The 14,986-nt window shown below is 65.0% G+C and carries 11 protein-coding genes and 1 pseudogene; 5 read left to right on the top strand and 7 right to left on the bottom strand.

Annotated features, from left to right (window positions below; all coding sequences use genetic code 11):
- Positions 1-61: 61 nt before the first annotated feature.
- The 4 genes from RTM68_RS01880 to RTM68_RS18960 all read right to left on the bottom strand — a co-directional run bounded on the left by RTM68_RS01880 (position 62) and on the right by RTM68_RS18960 (position 3,493).
- Complete coding sequence (locus RTM68_RS01880; RefSeq protein ID WP_312167778.1) at positions 62-1,867, bottom strand: hypothetical protein; 1,806 nt, start codon at positions 1,865-1,867, stop codon at positions 62-64.
- Positions 1,868-2,096: 229 nt separating this feature from the next.
- The gene (locus RTM68_RS01875) at positions 2,097-2,702 is read right to left on the bottom strand and encodes a hypothetical protein (RefSeq protein ID WP_312167776.1); all 606 of its coding nucleotides are present in this window, start codon (positions 2,700-2,702) and stop codon (positions 2,097-2,099) included.
- Complete coding sequence (locus RTM68_RS01870) at positions 2,702-2,899, bottom strand: hypothetical protein (protein ID WP_312167775.1); 198 nt, start codon at positions 2,897-2,899, stop codon at positions 2,702-2,704. The genes RTM68_RS01875 and RTM68_RS01870 overlap by 1 nt, the downstream gene beginning before the upstream one ends.
- A 63-nt stretch (positions 2,900-2,962) precedes the next feature.
- The gene (locus RTM68_RS18960; protein WP_396654172.1) at positions 2,963-3,493 is read right to left on the bottom strand and encodes an HNH endonuclease; all 531 of its coding nucleotides are present in this window, start codon (positions 3,491-3,493) and stop codon (positions 2,963-2,965) included.
- A gap of 779 nt (positions 3,494-4,272) precedes the next feature.
- Between RTM68_RS18960 and RTM68_RS01865 the strand changes: the two genes are divergently transcribed.
- Positions 4,273-7,491: a hypothetical protein gene (locus RTM68_RS01865; RefSeq protein WP_312167773.1), complete on the top strand. Its 3,219-nt coding sequence runs from the start codon at positions 4,273-4,275 to the stop codon at positions 7,489-7,491.
- On the opposite strand, the gene RTM68_RS01860 is transcribed toward RTM68_RS01865, so the two are convergent.
- Both RTM68_RS01860 and RTM68_RS01855 read right to left on the bottom strand, forming a co-directional pair.
- Entirely contained in the window at positions 7,450-8,733 is a 1,284-nt protein-coding gene (locus RTM68_RS01860) for a hypothetical protein (RefSeq protein WP_312167771.1), read from the bottom strand. The genes RTM68_RS01865 and RTM68_RS01860 overlap by 42 nt on opposite strands.
- A gap of 446 nt (positions 8,734-9,179) precedes the next feature.
- Complete coding sequence (locus RTM68_RS01855) at positions 9,180-9,488, bottom strand: hypothetical protein (RefSeq protein WP_312167770.1); 309 nt, start codon at positions 9,486-9,488, stop codon at positions 9,180-9,182.
- Positions 9,489-9,865: 377 nt separating this feature from the next.
- Between RTM68_RS01855 and RTM68_RS01850 the strand changes: the two are divergent.
- The 3 genes and pseudogenes from RTM68_RS01850 to holA form a co-directional block, all read left to right on the top strand.
- Positions 9,866-11,059, top strand: a pseudogene (locus tag RTM68_RS01850) (ComEC/Rec2 family competence protein); the annotation flags it as partial.
- Positions 11,060-11,144: 85 nt separating this feature from the next.
- On the top strand, positions 11,145-12,047 hold the full coding sequence (locus RTM68_RS01845; RefSeq protein ID WP_312167768.1) for an MBL fold metallo-hydrolase: 903 nt from the start codon (positions 11,145-11,147) through the stop codon (positions 12,045-12,047).
- 83 nt (positions 12,048-12,130) lie between these two features.
- Entirely contained in the window at positions 12,131-13,168 is a 1,038-nt protein-coding gene (gene holA / locus RTM68_RS01840) for a DNA polymerase III subunit delta (RefSeq protein WP_312167766.1), read from the top strand.
- Between the two features lie 113 nt (positions 13,169-13,281).
- Here holA and rpsT read toward each other — a convergent pair whose 3' ends face one another.
- A complete protein-coding gene (gene rpsT / locus RTM68_RS01835) occupies positions 13,282-13,542 on the bottom strand; it encodes a 30S ribosomal protein S20 (protein WP_312167765.1) in 261 nt (86 codons plus the stop codon).
- 172 nt (positions 13,543-13,714) lie between these two features.
- Here rpsT and RTM68_RS01830 point away from each other — a divergent pair.
- On the top strand, positions 13,715-14,986 hold a 1,272-nt coding region (locus RTM68_RS01830), incomplete at its 3' end, for an MFS transporter (protein WP_312167763.1).

Genomic DNA, 14,986 nt, shown 5'->3' with positions numbered 1-14,986 from the left:
GCGCGCCGAGATTGCTTTCGCGAAGCAAGGTTTTGACACCGACTCGTCGGCTGGGGATCGGCTACTGGTGCCTGCTGGCTGCCGTGCCCTCTCGGAGCGTCCATATCGGCCAGCTGCGCATCTCTGCGAGCGTGTCATCCGCCATCTGCTCGCTGAGGAAATCGACCTCCTCGTGCTCCCCGAGGAGCAACGAGGCCGCGAGCTCTCGTTGCGATGCGCGCGCGTCCGACTCCCGCGCCGCACGGCGTCGGAGCACACGGATCTCGTGACGTTCCGCATCGGAGAGGCCGCCCAGTCGCCACGTGATCTGCCAGCGATTCAGCAGATGCGGATCCACGTCTTCATCGTGCATGATGATCCACTCATTGAGTCGCTGCGCTGCGTCGAGGAAGTCGTTCCGGCGTGGACTCTCCGGATCCGCGTCGACGCAGAGCAGGAGGTCTCGGACGCGCTGGTTGGCGAGGCCGACGGCTTCGGGAGCGTCGACGATCCGCTCGTACGCATCGGTGATCAGGTCCAGTCGTATGTTGAGGATTTTCGGCAGTACGTCGCGGTCGATCATGTCGTATGCCGTGATTGGAATCGTCAGCGTCTCGAGTTCGTCTCTCCATCGGAGCATCTGCGCAGACGACGGGTTGAAAGGGTCGATGAAGCGCCATGTACCGGGCGCGTCGCCCTCGAGCGCAAGGATGAGGACACCCCAGGTGCCGAAGTTGACGAACATGCGTCCGGGCTCGTCGCTCAAGTTTCCCGCTGACTCTCCACGGACGAAGATGTCGTAGAGTCCGCGAAGCTGCGCGTAGTGCTCGTCGGTCAGCTCATCGAGATCGACGAGCGCCCCATCGACCGACAGCTTGGTGAACAGTTCGTCGAGGCGTGTAAGGAAGGCGAGATGATCGCGGAGCTCTTCTGTCTCGGCGATCTTTTCCGCGGAGAGACCATGATGGCGTAGCACGCGGTCTCCGATGTGCAGCTCGTCGCTGTCGACGAGGCCGACGAGGAACTCGATGGTGCGCTTGCGCGCGGCGAAGTTGCTTGAGAACTCGACAGTGACCTCAAGATCGGGGTTCGCTGACGTTTCTCCCAGTTCCAGCGAGAGACCTCCGTCGAGAGTGATGCGCGAGGTGACAGGCGTGAGGCGCTGTACGGTCGCCCTTTCGAAGACAGCGGCTCCTGACGAGATCCTGACGCGGCCGTCGCGGGGCAGATAGTCCTGCGGCACCACTTCGATGCCTCCGTCGACAGGCACTCGGTCACCGGTTTCTGTAGTGATTTCCATCGCGAAGACGGTGTCGCCTGGAGTGAGGCTCGTGGGCTCGCGGAAGGTAGGCTCCTCGACCGTAAATAGCGTGATCTTCTTCATCGTCTCGAAGACTCGCATAGTGTTGCGCTGCAGTGGATTCTGACGGGTTCCGGCCACCGCGACATCGACGATGCGCTCGACCTCTTTGGGAAGCCTGGGAAGTTTCGTGAGCGCGATTGACACGGTCTTTTGATCCTCGGGCACAGGGTCCAGAATCCGTCGGATCTCGAACGGTGTGAGGACTGCGTACTTCGGGTCGTTCTTTCCGCTTCGCGGGTCGATGTCGACGACGAAGAGTAGGACCCCGTTGTTGTTCTGGTGTGCGCGGAGCACGTGAGTCTGCAACGGGTAGGACAAGGGTGCTCGGCGCTTGGCGACTCGACCCTTCACCTGGACCGGGACACGTGCGCGCCAGTTCGCGTTCGCCTTTCTCGCCGAGTCATACACATCGATGTGCCCGTCGGTCAGCGGCACACGGTCGAAGCTCTCGATGATCGCCTCGAGGCGACTGCAGCGGTTCATGATCTTCGTGATCTCGGCGACGGCCTCAGACTCTGTGCTCATCGGCCCTGCCCGCCGCTCGCTGCCCCTGAGACGCGTGTCCGCTGGAAGCGAGCCTCCTGACGGAGTAGGTGCAGGAAGATGTTGGAGACCACGCCATCAGAGTAGCGCCGGCGAGCTACGCCGGGGGCCTCACATCACTTAGAGTGCCGCCCCGGCGCCCCCTCACGCGGATGTGCGACGTCAGGTGCTCGGGATGAGCGCAAGCCCGCTAACTAGATCCTGGTCATCGTCAGAGCTTGCGGTTCCAGTCCTCGAGAACGAAGTCTGAGCATGCGGGCCGTGCCTCCTTCTCGTAGCAGTGCGAGAAAATGAAACCGGCCTTGATTTTCTCGCGACTCATCGACTCAACGTCAACGAGCGCCCAATCGGCATCCTCTCGGTGAGCGAAACCTCCTGCATACAAGTCCTCAACTCCGGAGCATGCGTCATAGATCGGATCGATCAGCGCAACGAATCGTGCTTCTTCGTCGGCGAGCATCGCGTCGAGGGCTACTTGCTCTTCGTCAGTGACGGCGCCGTCGGCATAGATCGCGTCGTACTCCGGACCAAACAGGGGATGCGTGGCGTAGTGCTGGTTCATTGCGCTGCTGGCCGCAGCGAATGCGTCGTCACACTTCGGGGTGGTAGCTTCCGGTGCTAACTCCTGGTTCAGGTTCACGATCAGGATGACACCGACGACTGCTGCCGCCAAACCAACGATGCTGAACAGCGGCGCCATGACGCGCTTCTTCGCTTGAAGGGGAGGAGCTTCATCCGAGGTGGCCAAGGAAGGTGAAGGCGGCGGCTGCAACGGTCGAGCAGCCGGACGTTGGTCGTAAGGGCGCTCTTCGACCATCAGACCGTCTCCACGACCGCAGTCAGCGAATAGCCGTGCAAATTCCCTGACCCTGTCACACTCACAATCCGGCAGGGCGGATAGTTCGAAATGGCTTCCTGCAGCTTCTCCGCCGCAGCCTGCACCGGCTCCTGACCCCGCTTGAGGTCGTACGGGCCCGTCACGACGACGATGGTCTGTTGTGGGATAAGTGGCACAGTTGAGCTCCTTCGGGCGGTCACCCTCATCTAACACCAGGGCAACCCGAGTCCGATGACGCTCTAGATGATGCCTGCGGCATCAGCCAGTCGACCGAAGCGACGTAGCCAGGCTCGATGGTAGCCAGGTGCGGAATGTCGACGCCCCGCAGTCTCACCCGCGACGACAATATCGGCATAGCGCGAGAGAAGACCATCCCACCTGACGTCATGCGGACGACGCGTAATCACTGGGAGAGCATCAGCAGCGAGGCTCGACTTTCGCGTGTTGCACATCGCGTGCACGGTTGCGAGGTTCCCCGCCTCGCTCGACCCGCCACTGGAGTGGGCGACAACATGATCAGCCTCCGGCGCAAGCTCCCAATAGACGGGAGGGACGCTGCCGCGACGATAGTGGGGGTGGTACGGCAACTCGTCAGGGAACACGTCGCTGATCGCGACAAGGATGCAGCGAGGGATCGTCCGGCCACCACAATACGAGCAGACGAAGCCGTCGCGAAGGAAGACTTCCGCCCGTGTGCGATCGGAGACCTGACGTGAGCTCACCCCAGTGCCGGCAACGCTACTCCCAGCGTGGAGGGACAACCTCCCCATCCACACTTCGCCAGCGATTGGCTCCAGAAGCCGACGAGCGTAGTCGACTGACTCTGGCAGCGCTGCCGTAGCCGAGGTCAATACACTGCTATACAGCACGCCCGCACTGACGCTGAGTTCGTGGATTTCCCGCCTCACCCACCCCTCCTCCATGAACGTCCGCCACCTTCTCTCGGGAGCCACGACCGCGCATCACTGCGGAGACCCCGAGATGTGGCGAAGCATGCCACGCCCTGACCATTGTTCGGCTCGAAAGGGACTACGCCCGGACCCAGATGCCCGGCTTCGACGAACTCGCAAGGCGGCTTCCCGGCTGCGTCAGCTGCCAGGGCCCATGCATGCTTCTCCCGCGGCTTAGTCGGGATCTTGAGCTCCATGATGGCAAGGATCTCACGAGCCCCAGAGCGACGTTCGCGTGGGCTCGTGATCTGCTGGTGATGTGCGCTGACCGTGAGTCATTTCCCCTGCGGCTCAGCCCTCAGCCGGTATGAGCCCAGCAACGAAACGCGCGACGTGGCAGTGGATGACACCCGCGGAACTCCTTCGTAGCGGCAACGCCTCCGCCCACCCCTCAACGGAAGCTGCTCTCGCGCAACGCGACCTGTCCGTGACAAGTCACCACATGGATGCGAGCGCAGCGCGTTCAACCGCGAGAATCACTACCTCCATGCGCGCTCCTCTCGTGGCAGTCCCTCACAACACAAAAGTGCGTACGCTGAAAAAGCTGACGCGACGTGTCGCATCGGTATGGTTCTAGCGAGCCGAGAACTGGGGGAACAGTGAGCCTCACGAAACTTCTGGACGACCCTGACTCACCGCTTCGTGAGTATCTCGACGGGGCGTCGCCGCGAATCGCGGGTATCCAGAGGCAGGGGATTGGTGCGCGCAGCGTCGCGGATGCGTTGGGTCTAACGACGCTCGCCGGAGCCCCTGCGCTGGTGCCCGCGCGTCCGGGTCTCCCGAACCAGCTGGTTGGCACTGCGTTCGATTTCCGTGCCCGCATCGCTCTCGGAGGGTTCGATCCAACTGACTCGGCGGCAGCAATCGGCCGAATCCTTCTACCCGCGTACGTGGACAGCGTCAAGAATGGCGCCCATCGCGCAGCAGTGCTGAGCGGCGCATTCGACGTCGCGCAGCGCCTCCTCGTGAACCCACGGGATCACACTGACCTTGACCGGGCGTCCGTCGTGCTCGGCTATTTGGAGCCCGTCTACCGGGTGGGCGCGAAAGGGCTGATCGGATCAGTCGGTGACGCGTGTGACCGTGCCGCGGACGGTCAGGAATTCGTCGACGCGATCGACCCGTCCATCGTCTTCGAAATCGGTTCCCTGGAAGCTGTGGGACGACATCAGGTGACAGCGTGGCGTGAGCAGATCACCGCAGGCAAACGTTTCGCGCCCAACCCTACGTTCTCCGGAGCGGCACTCGTGGGAGGCGCTGACGCCGACTGGCTCGTCGGAGAGACACTCATCGACTGCAAGGTTTACGGTTCGCTGAGCGTTCCAAAGCTCCGCGACTTCCTCCGTCAACTCCTCGGGTATGTTCTCCTTGACCTCAACGATGAGTTGCATATCCGCTCGGTCGGTGTCTGGCTCCCGCGTCAGGGCCTCACACCGGTATGGTCGCTGACGGAGCTGCTCAGCGGAGACCCTGACGAGCTTCTGCCATCGCTGCGAGAAGGATTCGCGCGGGCCTTGAAAGGCAGCGCACTGGCCGCGTCCGTCCCGATTGCGGAGCGTCGTCGTCACCAACTTCTCGCCGAGAATCGGCACACCCCGTTCGTGATGCTCACTGAGCTCGCTCGGAGTGCGGACCCCGATATTCGGTTCCGTGTGGGCCGCAACGTTGTCACGCCCGAACAGACGGTTCGCATCCTCGCGCATGATCGGCTCGCGCGTGTCAGGGAAGGCGTCGCTCGGAATGAGGCGGCCCCAGCGGATGTGCTCGCGGTGCTCGAGAACGACTCAAGCGTTGGCGTGCGTCGGGCCGTTGCCTCGAACCCGGGAGCACCGGTTTCGGCCGTCCCATCGGCTATCGGTTCGGCCTGGGGTGGTGGTGTCACTGCCACTGCGCAACAGGCCGTTGTTCGGGATGAGTGTGCCGCGTCAATCGAGGTCGTGCCGCGTCGGTCTGACGAAGCACTGGACTCTGCGTGGCTGTACGACGTCGTCGCGAAGCTGGCGAGTGGTGGTCGGACGACGGACAACCTGACAGCGTTCGATGATCGCGCGTGGCGTTTGTCACTTCCGGTGCCGAGCCAGGTGTGGGCGTTCCGTCAAGGCCGGTCGGTCTGCATTCCCGCGGCGTTGAGGTACGGTCTGCCGCCCGAGATCACCACGGATTTGTTGCGACATGATCGCCCGCCTTACCTACGTACGTTGGCGGCGGGTAGCCTGCCTGTCGATGATGAAGCGATCCTTCGAATGCTCCTCGAAGATCCGGATCCAGAGATTCGTCTGCGCACTCTTGAACGGTCCTACAGTGTTCTCCCCGACACTGCTTCAGGGGCACATGTTCGTGTTCTTCTCAGCGAAATGGCGGCCTCTCGCGACCGTCGCATGATCTTTCTAGGCGGCGGTAATACCGTCCGTGGGTCACAAAATAATGCAGCTGAGCGCGACCGCGTCATACTCGAACTCATCGCGGGCCACCCTCTGACAGCGCCGGAGTCACTCGCTTCGATCATCGACGAGGCATCCCCGAGAGCACTGACCGTTCTGCTGGTCAACGGCTCACTCCCGGCATCCTCGAGAGCGACGGTGGAGGAGCGCATGCAGACCTCTCGGTCTGTGGAAGCACGCGAATGGTTCGCGATGTCCTCAGCGACCCCCGCCGCAGTGCTGGATGCGCTCGCATCTGACCGCCTCACCGCCGTGCGCCTTGATGTCGCCCTCAACCCAAGCGCATCGGCCGACGCACTCCGCCGTCTCGGGCGCGATCGATCTCCCGACGTCAGACGTGCTGTCGTGGACAACCCGTCGACGTTGTCGGCCGACGCGCTCGACATCGCCCGAACCCTGCTGGGACGCAGCAAAGAGGACAACCTCCAAGAATCGATAGCAACGATCTCCCGGCGTGAAGACCTGTCCTCCCTCAGCGGCATGGTGGAAGCAGCTCTAGACCGGCTATCGAGGGGGCGCACGGAAGACCGAGTCTTCGCTGCTGGACACCCGAGAACGGCAGGTGCCACGATCCTTCGACTCTCAAAGAGCACATCCGCGGCTGTGCGCCAAGCATGCGCGGAGAACCCTAACGCACCCTCGGCCGCCTTGAAACGACTGGTCAGCGACGTGGAGGAGGACGTGCGGCTGGCCATCGCCCAACACCTGCGAGCACCCCTTGCCAGCTTGGACCTGCTCGCGCGGGATGACGACGCACGCGTCCGTGCGAGCGTGGCGCGAAACGAGAACACGCCCGCTGAGCTGTTGACGATGCTGCTCGCTGACGGCGACCAGCGCGTCCGGGACGCCGCCGCGAAGAACCCGTCGATCGAGCCACCGAAGGCTGAGCGTGCTCGTGAGGACAGACCACAGCCGGCATCCCTCACCCCAGAGCAGATTCATCAGATGGCAGCGAGCAAGCATGCGAAGGTGCGCATGGACGCTGCTTACAGCCCTGCTGCAACACCGGACGTGCTTGCCTTCCTCGGTGGTGAGCGACGGAGCGTTCAGGTGCGGCGAGTGGTAGCTGCGAACCCGAAAACTCCACCCGAGGTTCTGGCATCACTCGCCTCTGAGGCTGACGCGGACGTCTTGAAGTCGATCGGCTTCAACGAAGGAACCCCCGTCGATACGCTCAAGGATCTTGCCAATCGAAGCCTCGACCTCGCCTTATTGGTCAGCCTGAATCCCGCGACGCCAGACAGCCTTCTCGAAGAACTCGGTGGAGACCCTGACCCTCTCGTCAGATACGTCGCGCAAACGGTGAGTCATACACGAGGGGCAGTGATCGACCGCTCAGACTTCGATATAGACCGTCAACCTCTCGGTCCAACGTGAGGCTTCGTCCAGGCCGACAGTCACCGCAGTGCCGCCGGCGTTGTTGATCGCTAATAGCACGTCACCGCTCGGATGGAGCACCGCCTTGTCCCGCCGCGATCTATATGCACCTGACGCGGCAAACACATAAGTGGGCATGCGCTCGGCATCATCGAACCCCGCCATCAGGCTGTCGTTCCAGTCCAGCACCGAGCCATGATGAGAGGGAGCGAAGGTCCCAACCAGTGGTTTGCGAGTGGCAAACACGTCGTTGGCTTCCGTCACACGCTTTCGAGCTCGAAGGTTGGCGTCCCCGAGTCCCAACCAGCCCGGCTTCGGATTCCATGCTCCGATCTCCGGTCGCTCGAAATCGTCACTCGCGGTTCGATAAGCCCGGTGGCGGGCACCTTCGACGGGTCCTGAGTACAACATCAGGGAAGTGAGGTTGCGATTGAATGACTTCCCTGCAGCGCGCGACGCCTGGTCGTACGCATCGGCAAGGTCAGACGGGTGGTTCCGTACGAGGTTCTCAATGATCCCGCGGTCGCCGAGGTCTTTCCTTCGAGCAATCAGCCCCGCGTCTTTCAGCGCCTTGGCGAAAGCAGCAATTCCCTTCGAAGCAAGCTCGCCGACGTACGGATACCACTCCCAGACGACGTCGCCGTTGCTTGTCTGGACCTGCGTCGTGTCCCCGCTGCGCGCGATCTGGAGGGTTACGCCCGCATCGGCTGGCGAGACCTTGGCGGGGGCGATTCGCTGAATCTCAGGTACGGCCGGGTCGGAGGGCGGTGGCTCCGAGGCAGGGACGAGGAACAGGACCTCAACGTTGGGTGAGAGACCTAACGCTGCTTCGCGCAGTGTCGTTTCGGGATTCGTGATGAAGTCTGCGTAGAAGCCCGCGCCGAGGGCATCTCGAAGTGCGGGTGGTTCATTGGCGACGTGCGCGGCGAAGTAGAACAGACGCTCAGCATCTGGGATGAGGGGAAGAATGAATCTGTTGATCGGCAGCCGGGAAGCAAGGTTGGCGACGCCCGAAACGTGGTCGTAGTCGTAGTGCGAGATGAACATCAGGTCCAGACGGTTCGCCCGACCGCTGAACGTTTCGACCTCTCGTCTCAGCGCGTCCTGACTTCGTCTGGCACTCAGCGCTCCGCAGTCGTATACGTAGGTGATGGAGTCGGAGTCATTCGAAATCCTCCCACTGTGGAAGAACCCGTTCCCCACTGCCCACTGCGTGCGGACGATGTCCAGCTTGACGATCACTTTTTTCCCCCTAGTGCCGTACCGGCGTTGTGCTCAGAGTAGCTGGCGTGAATCGCGAAGCCAGTCGAGACCGAGTCTGCACCCAGCCGACTGATCAACTTTCAGCGGGCGGTTTCCAACACCGTGTGCGTTCCGATCGGTCTACAGTGTTTCGTCGTTCCCGCGGTCCACGAGTGCTGCGATTCTCCCGGCAACAGCCCCCAGGAACTCAGTCGCCGGGGCAAATCCGGTTCGGGGCCTATCGGTCGATGACCTGGCTCGGCAGGCACCCATTCTCTGTGAGAACTGCACGAACATGCTTCTTCTGAGCGGCCTCCGACATGGCTCCGGTAGCGGTCGAGATCAGGTCACCTCACACGGTCATCACGTCACCGACGGTTCCCTAATTAGGGATCTGGCAAGACGGAACCTACACCCGAGATAAGGGGACAATGACTATGAGTCAATCACAAGCCAAAATCCGCGCATCCAAGTACGCGCTCGGCGGGGCAAAGGCCGCTGTAGCGGGTGTTGTGATGGCCGTCGTCTTCGCGCTTCAGCCGTGGCGGGAGTGCCCCGAGGACGACGTTGCTGCAGGGTGCGTTGCGCTTCCCCAGGATATGGCGGGAATGATGCTGGGGCTGGTTATCCTCGGTGTAGGACTGGTGCTGCTGTTCGTCGGCGCGCGGCGACGCCGACAAGAGTGACCCGCCGCCGCACGGCGTAAAGTTCTTGTTATCGAGAGACTTGATCGCGATGGCATCCGTCACGCTCACGCGACGGCGGCTCTTATAGTGTGTCTACAAGCTGCTGACGGCGCTGCTGGATCACCGCGGAATCGCGGGGTCCGGTGCAGCCAATGATGCCCTTGGGGGTCGGTCGCTTCGACAGCCAGCTCGGTGACGCAGCTCGCCGACCGCCGGTTTCGCGTCCGGGCTTTTCGGCGGCTTTGCGCGTCTCCTCGCGATCGTGCAGGAGCCGTAAAGTCGCAAGCCGCTTCTGCACACCGCAACATCGTTGACGCTTGTGCACAGTGATCGGGCCGACGTCAACGAGGCCGCGTCGGGGGACCGTAGGTTCTTCTCATGCGAGGATCCGCGAAGAGCGTGAGCAACCGACAGATGCTCGCTGTCATCCGTGACGTCGTGCCGGCATGAGGCGCGATCTGCGGATGCTGCCCATCGCGGTGGCTGTGTGGATGGTCGCGCTCCTCTGCGTATTCGTCCCTGCTGCAGCAGGATGGTGCGCATGCGGCAGCGCGCTCGGAGCGGGCGCGGTGCTCGGAGTCGTGCTGAAGCGCCGCGAACGCACCGCGACCGCGTCGAGGGCCGGACTGATCGTGGTGCTTCTTGCCGCCGCTGCGGCTGTGTCCATCGCAGCCATGACCGCGATGCCGGCTCGCGACAGCGCGGCGTCGTGGGATGGGCGTGTGGTCGAGGCGACGGGGGAGGTCACGTCGTCGGCGTCTGTCGGTCGCGACGGGCGTCTGTGGATGGAGGTGCATCTCACGGGCATCGGATCACCGGGGTCGGTGCGGGCGGCATCGGCCCCGGTGCGGGTCGGCATCGATCCGGCTGATGGGTTCGATCTCGGTGCGACAGTCAGGGTGAAGGGCGAGGCAGCGTCGACGGCTCCTAGGGAGAGGTCGGCCCTCGTGGTGTTCGCGAGTACCGCTTCGGTCGAGGTGCCGGCATCCGGGGTGTTCGCGGTGGCGGCCGACGTCCGCAGTGCCTTCGTCGAGCGGTCCACAGGCCTTCCCGAGCCCGGAGCCGGTCTTCTCCCCGGGCTCGCGGTCGGCGATACCCGTGCGGTGTCGACCGAGCTGAGCGACGACATGCGCACGAGCGGGCTCAGCCATCTCACCGCGGTGAGCGGTGCGAACTGCGCGATCGTCGTCGGTGCCATGTTCTGGCTGACCGCGCTGTGCGGTGGGGGACGGCGCACCCGAGTGGTCGTCGCCGCTCTCGGATTGAGTGGCTTCATCGTCCTCGTCACTCCCGAGCCGAGCGTCATCCGCGCGGGCGTGATGGCCGGTGTCGCGATGCTTGCCGTGCTGCTCGGGCGTCCGAGCGCCGGTGCCGGAATGCTCGCGCTGAGCGCGACGGGCATCCTGCTCGTGGATCCGTGGCTGGCGGCGAGTGCCGGATTCGCGCTCTCGGTCGCGGCATCCGGCGCGCTGATCCTGCTCGCGCCGCATCTGGCGCGGGGCATGCGACGCTGGATGCCGGGTCCGCTGGCCCTCGCGATCACCGTTCCCCTGGCCGCTCAGCTCGCGTGCGGACCGATCATCGCTCTGTTCGCCGATCAGCAGTCGTTGGTGGGTCTCGCCGCGAATCTGCTGGCCGCTCCGGCCGCGCCCATCGCCACCGTGATCGGGATGCTGGCATGCCTCGCCGCCCCGATTCATCCTGAGCGCCGCGGCGGTCGGCGCGGTGAGCGCTGCGATCGCGATCGTGCTGATCGGTGGTTCTCCGAGCGCTGGTGGTCGCCGCCTCAGCGCCCTCGCAGGCCTGGTCGTCGCGGTCGTCGTGGCGGTGTTCGGTGCCCGGATGCTGCTCGACGGACCCTTGGCCAGCTCGACAACCCCCGACGGCTGGTCGATCGCCGCGTGCGACGTGGGCCAGGGCGATGCGCTGCTCGTGCGCTCCGCAGGGGAGGTGGCGTTGATCGACACGGGGCCGGAGCCCGAGCCGCTGGCCGAGTGCCTGAGGTCGCTGGGCATCGACAGGATCGATCTTCTCGTGCTCACGCACTTCGATCTCGACCACGCAGGCGGCGTGGAGGCGCTTCAGGGCCGTGTCGACGACGTCGTGCACGGACCGATCGGAGAGCGCGGCGATGAGAGGACGCTGGACCGACTGGCAGACGGAGGCGCGACGGTCACGCTGGCCGTGGCGGGCATGCGGGGCGAGGTCGGAGGGGCGGAGTGGAAGGTGCTGTGGCCGCAGCGTGCGGTGGCGGCGTTCCCGCCCGGCAACGACCTCAGTGTGGTGGTGGAGTTCGGAGGGGGAGCGGTGCCGCGGTCTGTATTCTTGGGAGACCTGTCGGCCGAAGCCCAGCGCATGCTGCTGCGCACCGCACACATCCGCGGCGCGTTCGACGTGGTCAAGGTCGCGCACCACGGCAGCGCGGATCAGGATGCCGGGCTGTACGAGGCTCTGAGTCCCGCCGCCGCGCTCATCAGCGTCGGGGAGGGCAACGACTACGGGCATCCGCGGACCGAGATTCTCGCGATCCTCGATGCGGTCGGAGCCCACGTACTGCGGACGGACCTGCAGGGTCGCGTCCTGCTCGCCGAACGTGAGGGCGAGTTGCAGGTCTGGACCGAGGAGTAGGAGAACAGTGACTGAATAGACGTTCAGTCGTGCGCTACCGCGACGGACGGGGCGGTGTCCGACCTCGCCGGTAGGCTGGAGGAATGGCAGCTTCGCGTACTCCGTCCCGTGGTGGCGCGAAGGCGACCAAGATCGCACAGGTCTCGTGGCGCGAGCCCCGACCCGCACCCCTGGTGCTCGTCTTCGGCCCCGAAGAGGTCTGCGCCGAGCGGGCCATCGCCGGGGTGCGCGACTATCTCCGCGCGGAGGACCCGGCCCTCGAGGTGACCGATGTCCGTGCTGACGACTACGCGCCTGGCACCCTTCTGGCGCTCACGTCGCCGTCGCTCTTCGGCGAGCCGCGACTCGTGCGCGTGTCCGGAGTCGAGAAGTGCTCCGATGCGTTCCTGCAGGAGGCCGTGTCGTATCTCGACCACCCGCAGGACGGGGCGACCGTCATCCTGCGCCACACCGGCGCGAGCGTCCGCGGCAAGAAGCTGCTCGATGCTCTCAGGGCCGGCACCGGTGGGGGGATCGAGATCGCGACGCCGGCGATCAAGCGCGACGGTGACCGGGTCGATTTCGCCGCAGGGGAGTTCAAGGCGGCCAAGAAGCGCATCGCCCCACCCGCGCTGCGGGCACTCGTCTCGGCGTTCGCCGACGACCTGACCGAACTCGCCGCTGCCTGTCAGCAGCTGATCGGTGATGTCGAGGGCGACATCACCGAAGAGGTGGTCACGAAGTACTACGGCGGCCGCGTCGAGGTCTCGGCGTTCGTCGTCGCCGACACGGCGATCGCAGGTCGTTACGGCGAAGCGCTCGTGGCGCTGCGCCACGCGCTGGCGTCGGGCGCCGATCCGGTGCCGATGGTCGCGGCCTTCGCCATGAAGCTGCGCACGATGGCGCGTGTGGCCGGCAACCGCGAACCCAGTCGTCAGCTCGCGCAGCGGCTCGGCATGAAGGACTGGCAGGTCGATCGCGCGCGACGCGACCTCGCAGGTTGGAACGAGCGCTCGCTGGGGCTGGCTATCCAGGCGACCGCACGAGCGGACGCCGAGGTCAAGGGCGCCGCTCGTGACCCGATCTTCGCGCTCGAGCGGATGCTGACCGTGATCGCGACCCGCCGACCGTTCGGCGAGTAGCGACGCCGCCTCGCGCCTCGATCCCGACCCCGCGGGTGCGGGTCTTGGTGCAGACGCGAAAGAGCCCGCCCCGCGAACGGGACGGGCTCTTCACACCCTTGCGGGGTCTGAGCTCAGAGAGCGGAGACCTGCTTGGCGATGGCCGACTTGCGGTTGGCAGCCTGGTTCTGGTGGATGACACCCTTGCTGACGGCCTTGTCGAGCTTGCGGGCGGCGGTCTTCAGCGCGGCCTCAGCCGCAGCCTTGTCACCGGAGACCACAGCGGCGCGGGTCGCGCGGATGTGCGTCTTCAGCTCGCTCTTCACGGCCTTGTTGCGCTCGTGAGCCTTGTCGTTGGTCTTGTTGCGCTTGATCTGCGACTTGATGTTTGCCACGTGTGGACGCTTTCTGTACAGGATTTGATGGGAGTGCCGGCAGAAGAAGAGGGCTTCCACACGGCGGTCGTGAGGGAAGAACCCACACGCAAGCCAAGAACCAACTCTACCAGCACTCGGGTCGTTCGCCCTAAACGGCTTCAGAGGTGCACAATCGTCTCAGCCGGAGCGTGTGCGGCCGACCGTGAGCGACGACATCGAGGAGTCCCATGATCCGCTGTCCCGACACCGCAGGCCCCCGATGACCGCGCGCGGGCGGGTCGGCGCGCGGTGGATGACCCTGTTCACCCTCGCCTGGCTCGCGGTGTGGACGGTGCAGCTCACCCCCGTGCAGCTTCTTCTTCCTCTGCAGCTCGACACGCCTCAGGACGATTGGATCAGGGGAGTGGTGTCGTCGGGCCTCGTGCTCGGCATCGGCGGGCTCGCCGGCATCATCGCGGGCCCTGTGGCGGGCGCTCTCTCGGACCGCACTCCTGCCGGCCGCCGTCGGCGACGACCGTGGGCGCTCGGTGCGGTGTGGTTCACGGCCGTGTGCTTGGTCGTCACCGGTGTCGCCGAGGGGCCGTGGGCCGTGGGGGTGTCGTGGGTGGGCGTCTCGATCGGTGTGGCCGTCGCCTCTGCGGCCTTCGGCGCACTGATCGCCGACCAGCTTCCCCCTCGCCAACGCGGCGCGGCCTCGGCCGCCGTCGGATCGAGCCAGGCGGTCGGGATCGTCCTGGGAGTCGGCCTCGTGGTGCTGCTCGGGCTCGGCATCCGTGACGGCTACCTTCTGCTGGCCGCTCTGATCGCCGTGGTCGGATCCGGGGCAGCTCTCCTCCTGCCGGACGAGCCCGCTCTCGATGCGCAGCGACCTTCTCGCCCGGCGCGCCACGTGCTCGCGTCACTGCACGACAGAGACTTCGCCTGGATGCTGTCCGGGCGCCTGGTGACGAACATCGGTAACGCGCTCGGCACGTCGCTGTTCCTCTTCTTCCTTCTGCACGGACTGCAGCAGGGCTCCGTCGAGGCGCAGGACAACCTTCTGCTGCTGATCGTCGTCTACACCGTGTTCGTCGTGATCGCGTCGGTCGTCACCGGCATCGTGTCGGATCGCACGGGTCGTCGCCGGAGGCTGGCGGTCGCCGCGACCCTGGTGCAGGCGTGCTCGGGCGTCGTCATCGCCCTCGTGCCGACGTTCGAGGCGACGATGGTCGCTGCTGCGCTCATGGGTCTCGGCTATGGGGCGTTCTCGACGGTGGGCCTGGCCTTCGCCGCCGATCTGCTCCCCGACGAACAGGACCACGCCCGCGACCTCGGTGTGGTGAACGTCACCGCGGCGCTCGGTCAGCTCATCGGACCCGTGCTCGGCGCCGGGCTGGTCGCCCTCGTGGGCGGCTTCTGGCTGGTGTTCGTTGCGGCCGCGGTGCTCTCGGTCGTCGGCGGGGTGCTCACGGCTCGCGCGCGT

Source organism: Microbacterium sp., assembly GCF_031988965.1.
Taxonomy (GTDB): domain Bacteria; phylum Actinomycetota; class Actinomycetes; order Actinomycetales; family Microbacteriaceae; genus Microbacterium.
This window is presented reverse-complemented; position numbering and strand designations above follow the sequence as displayed.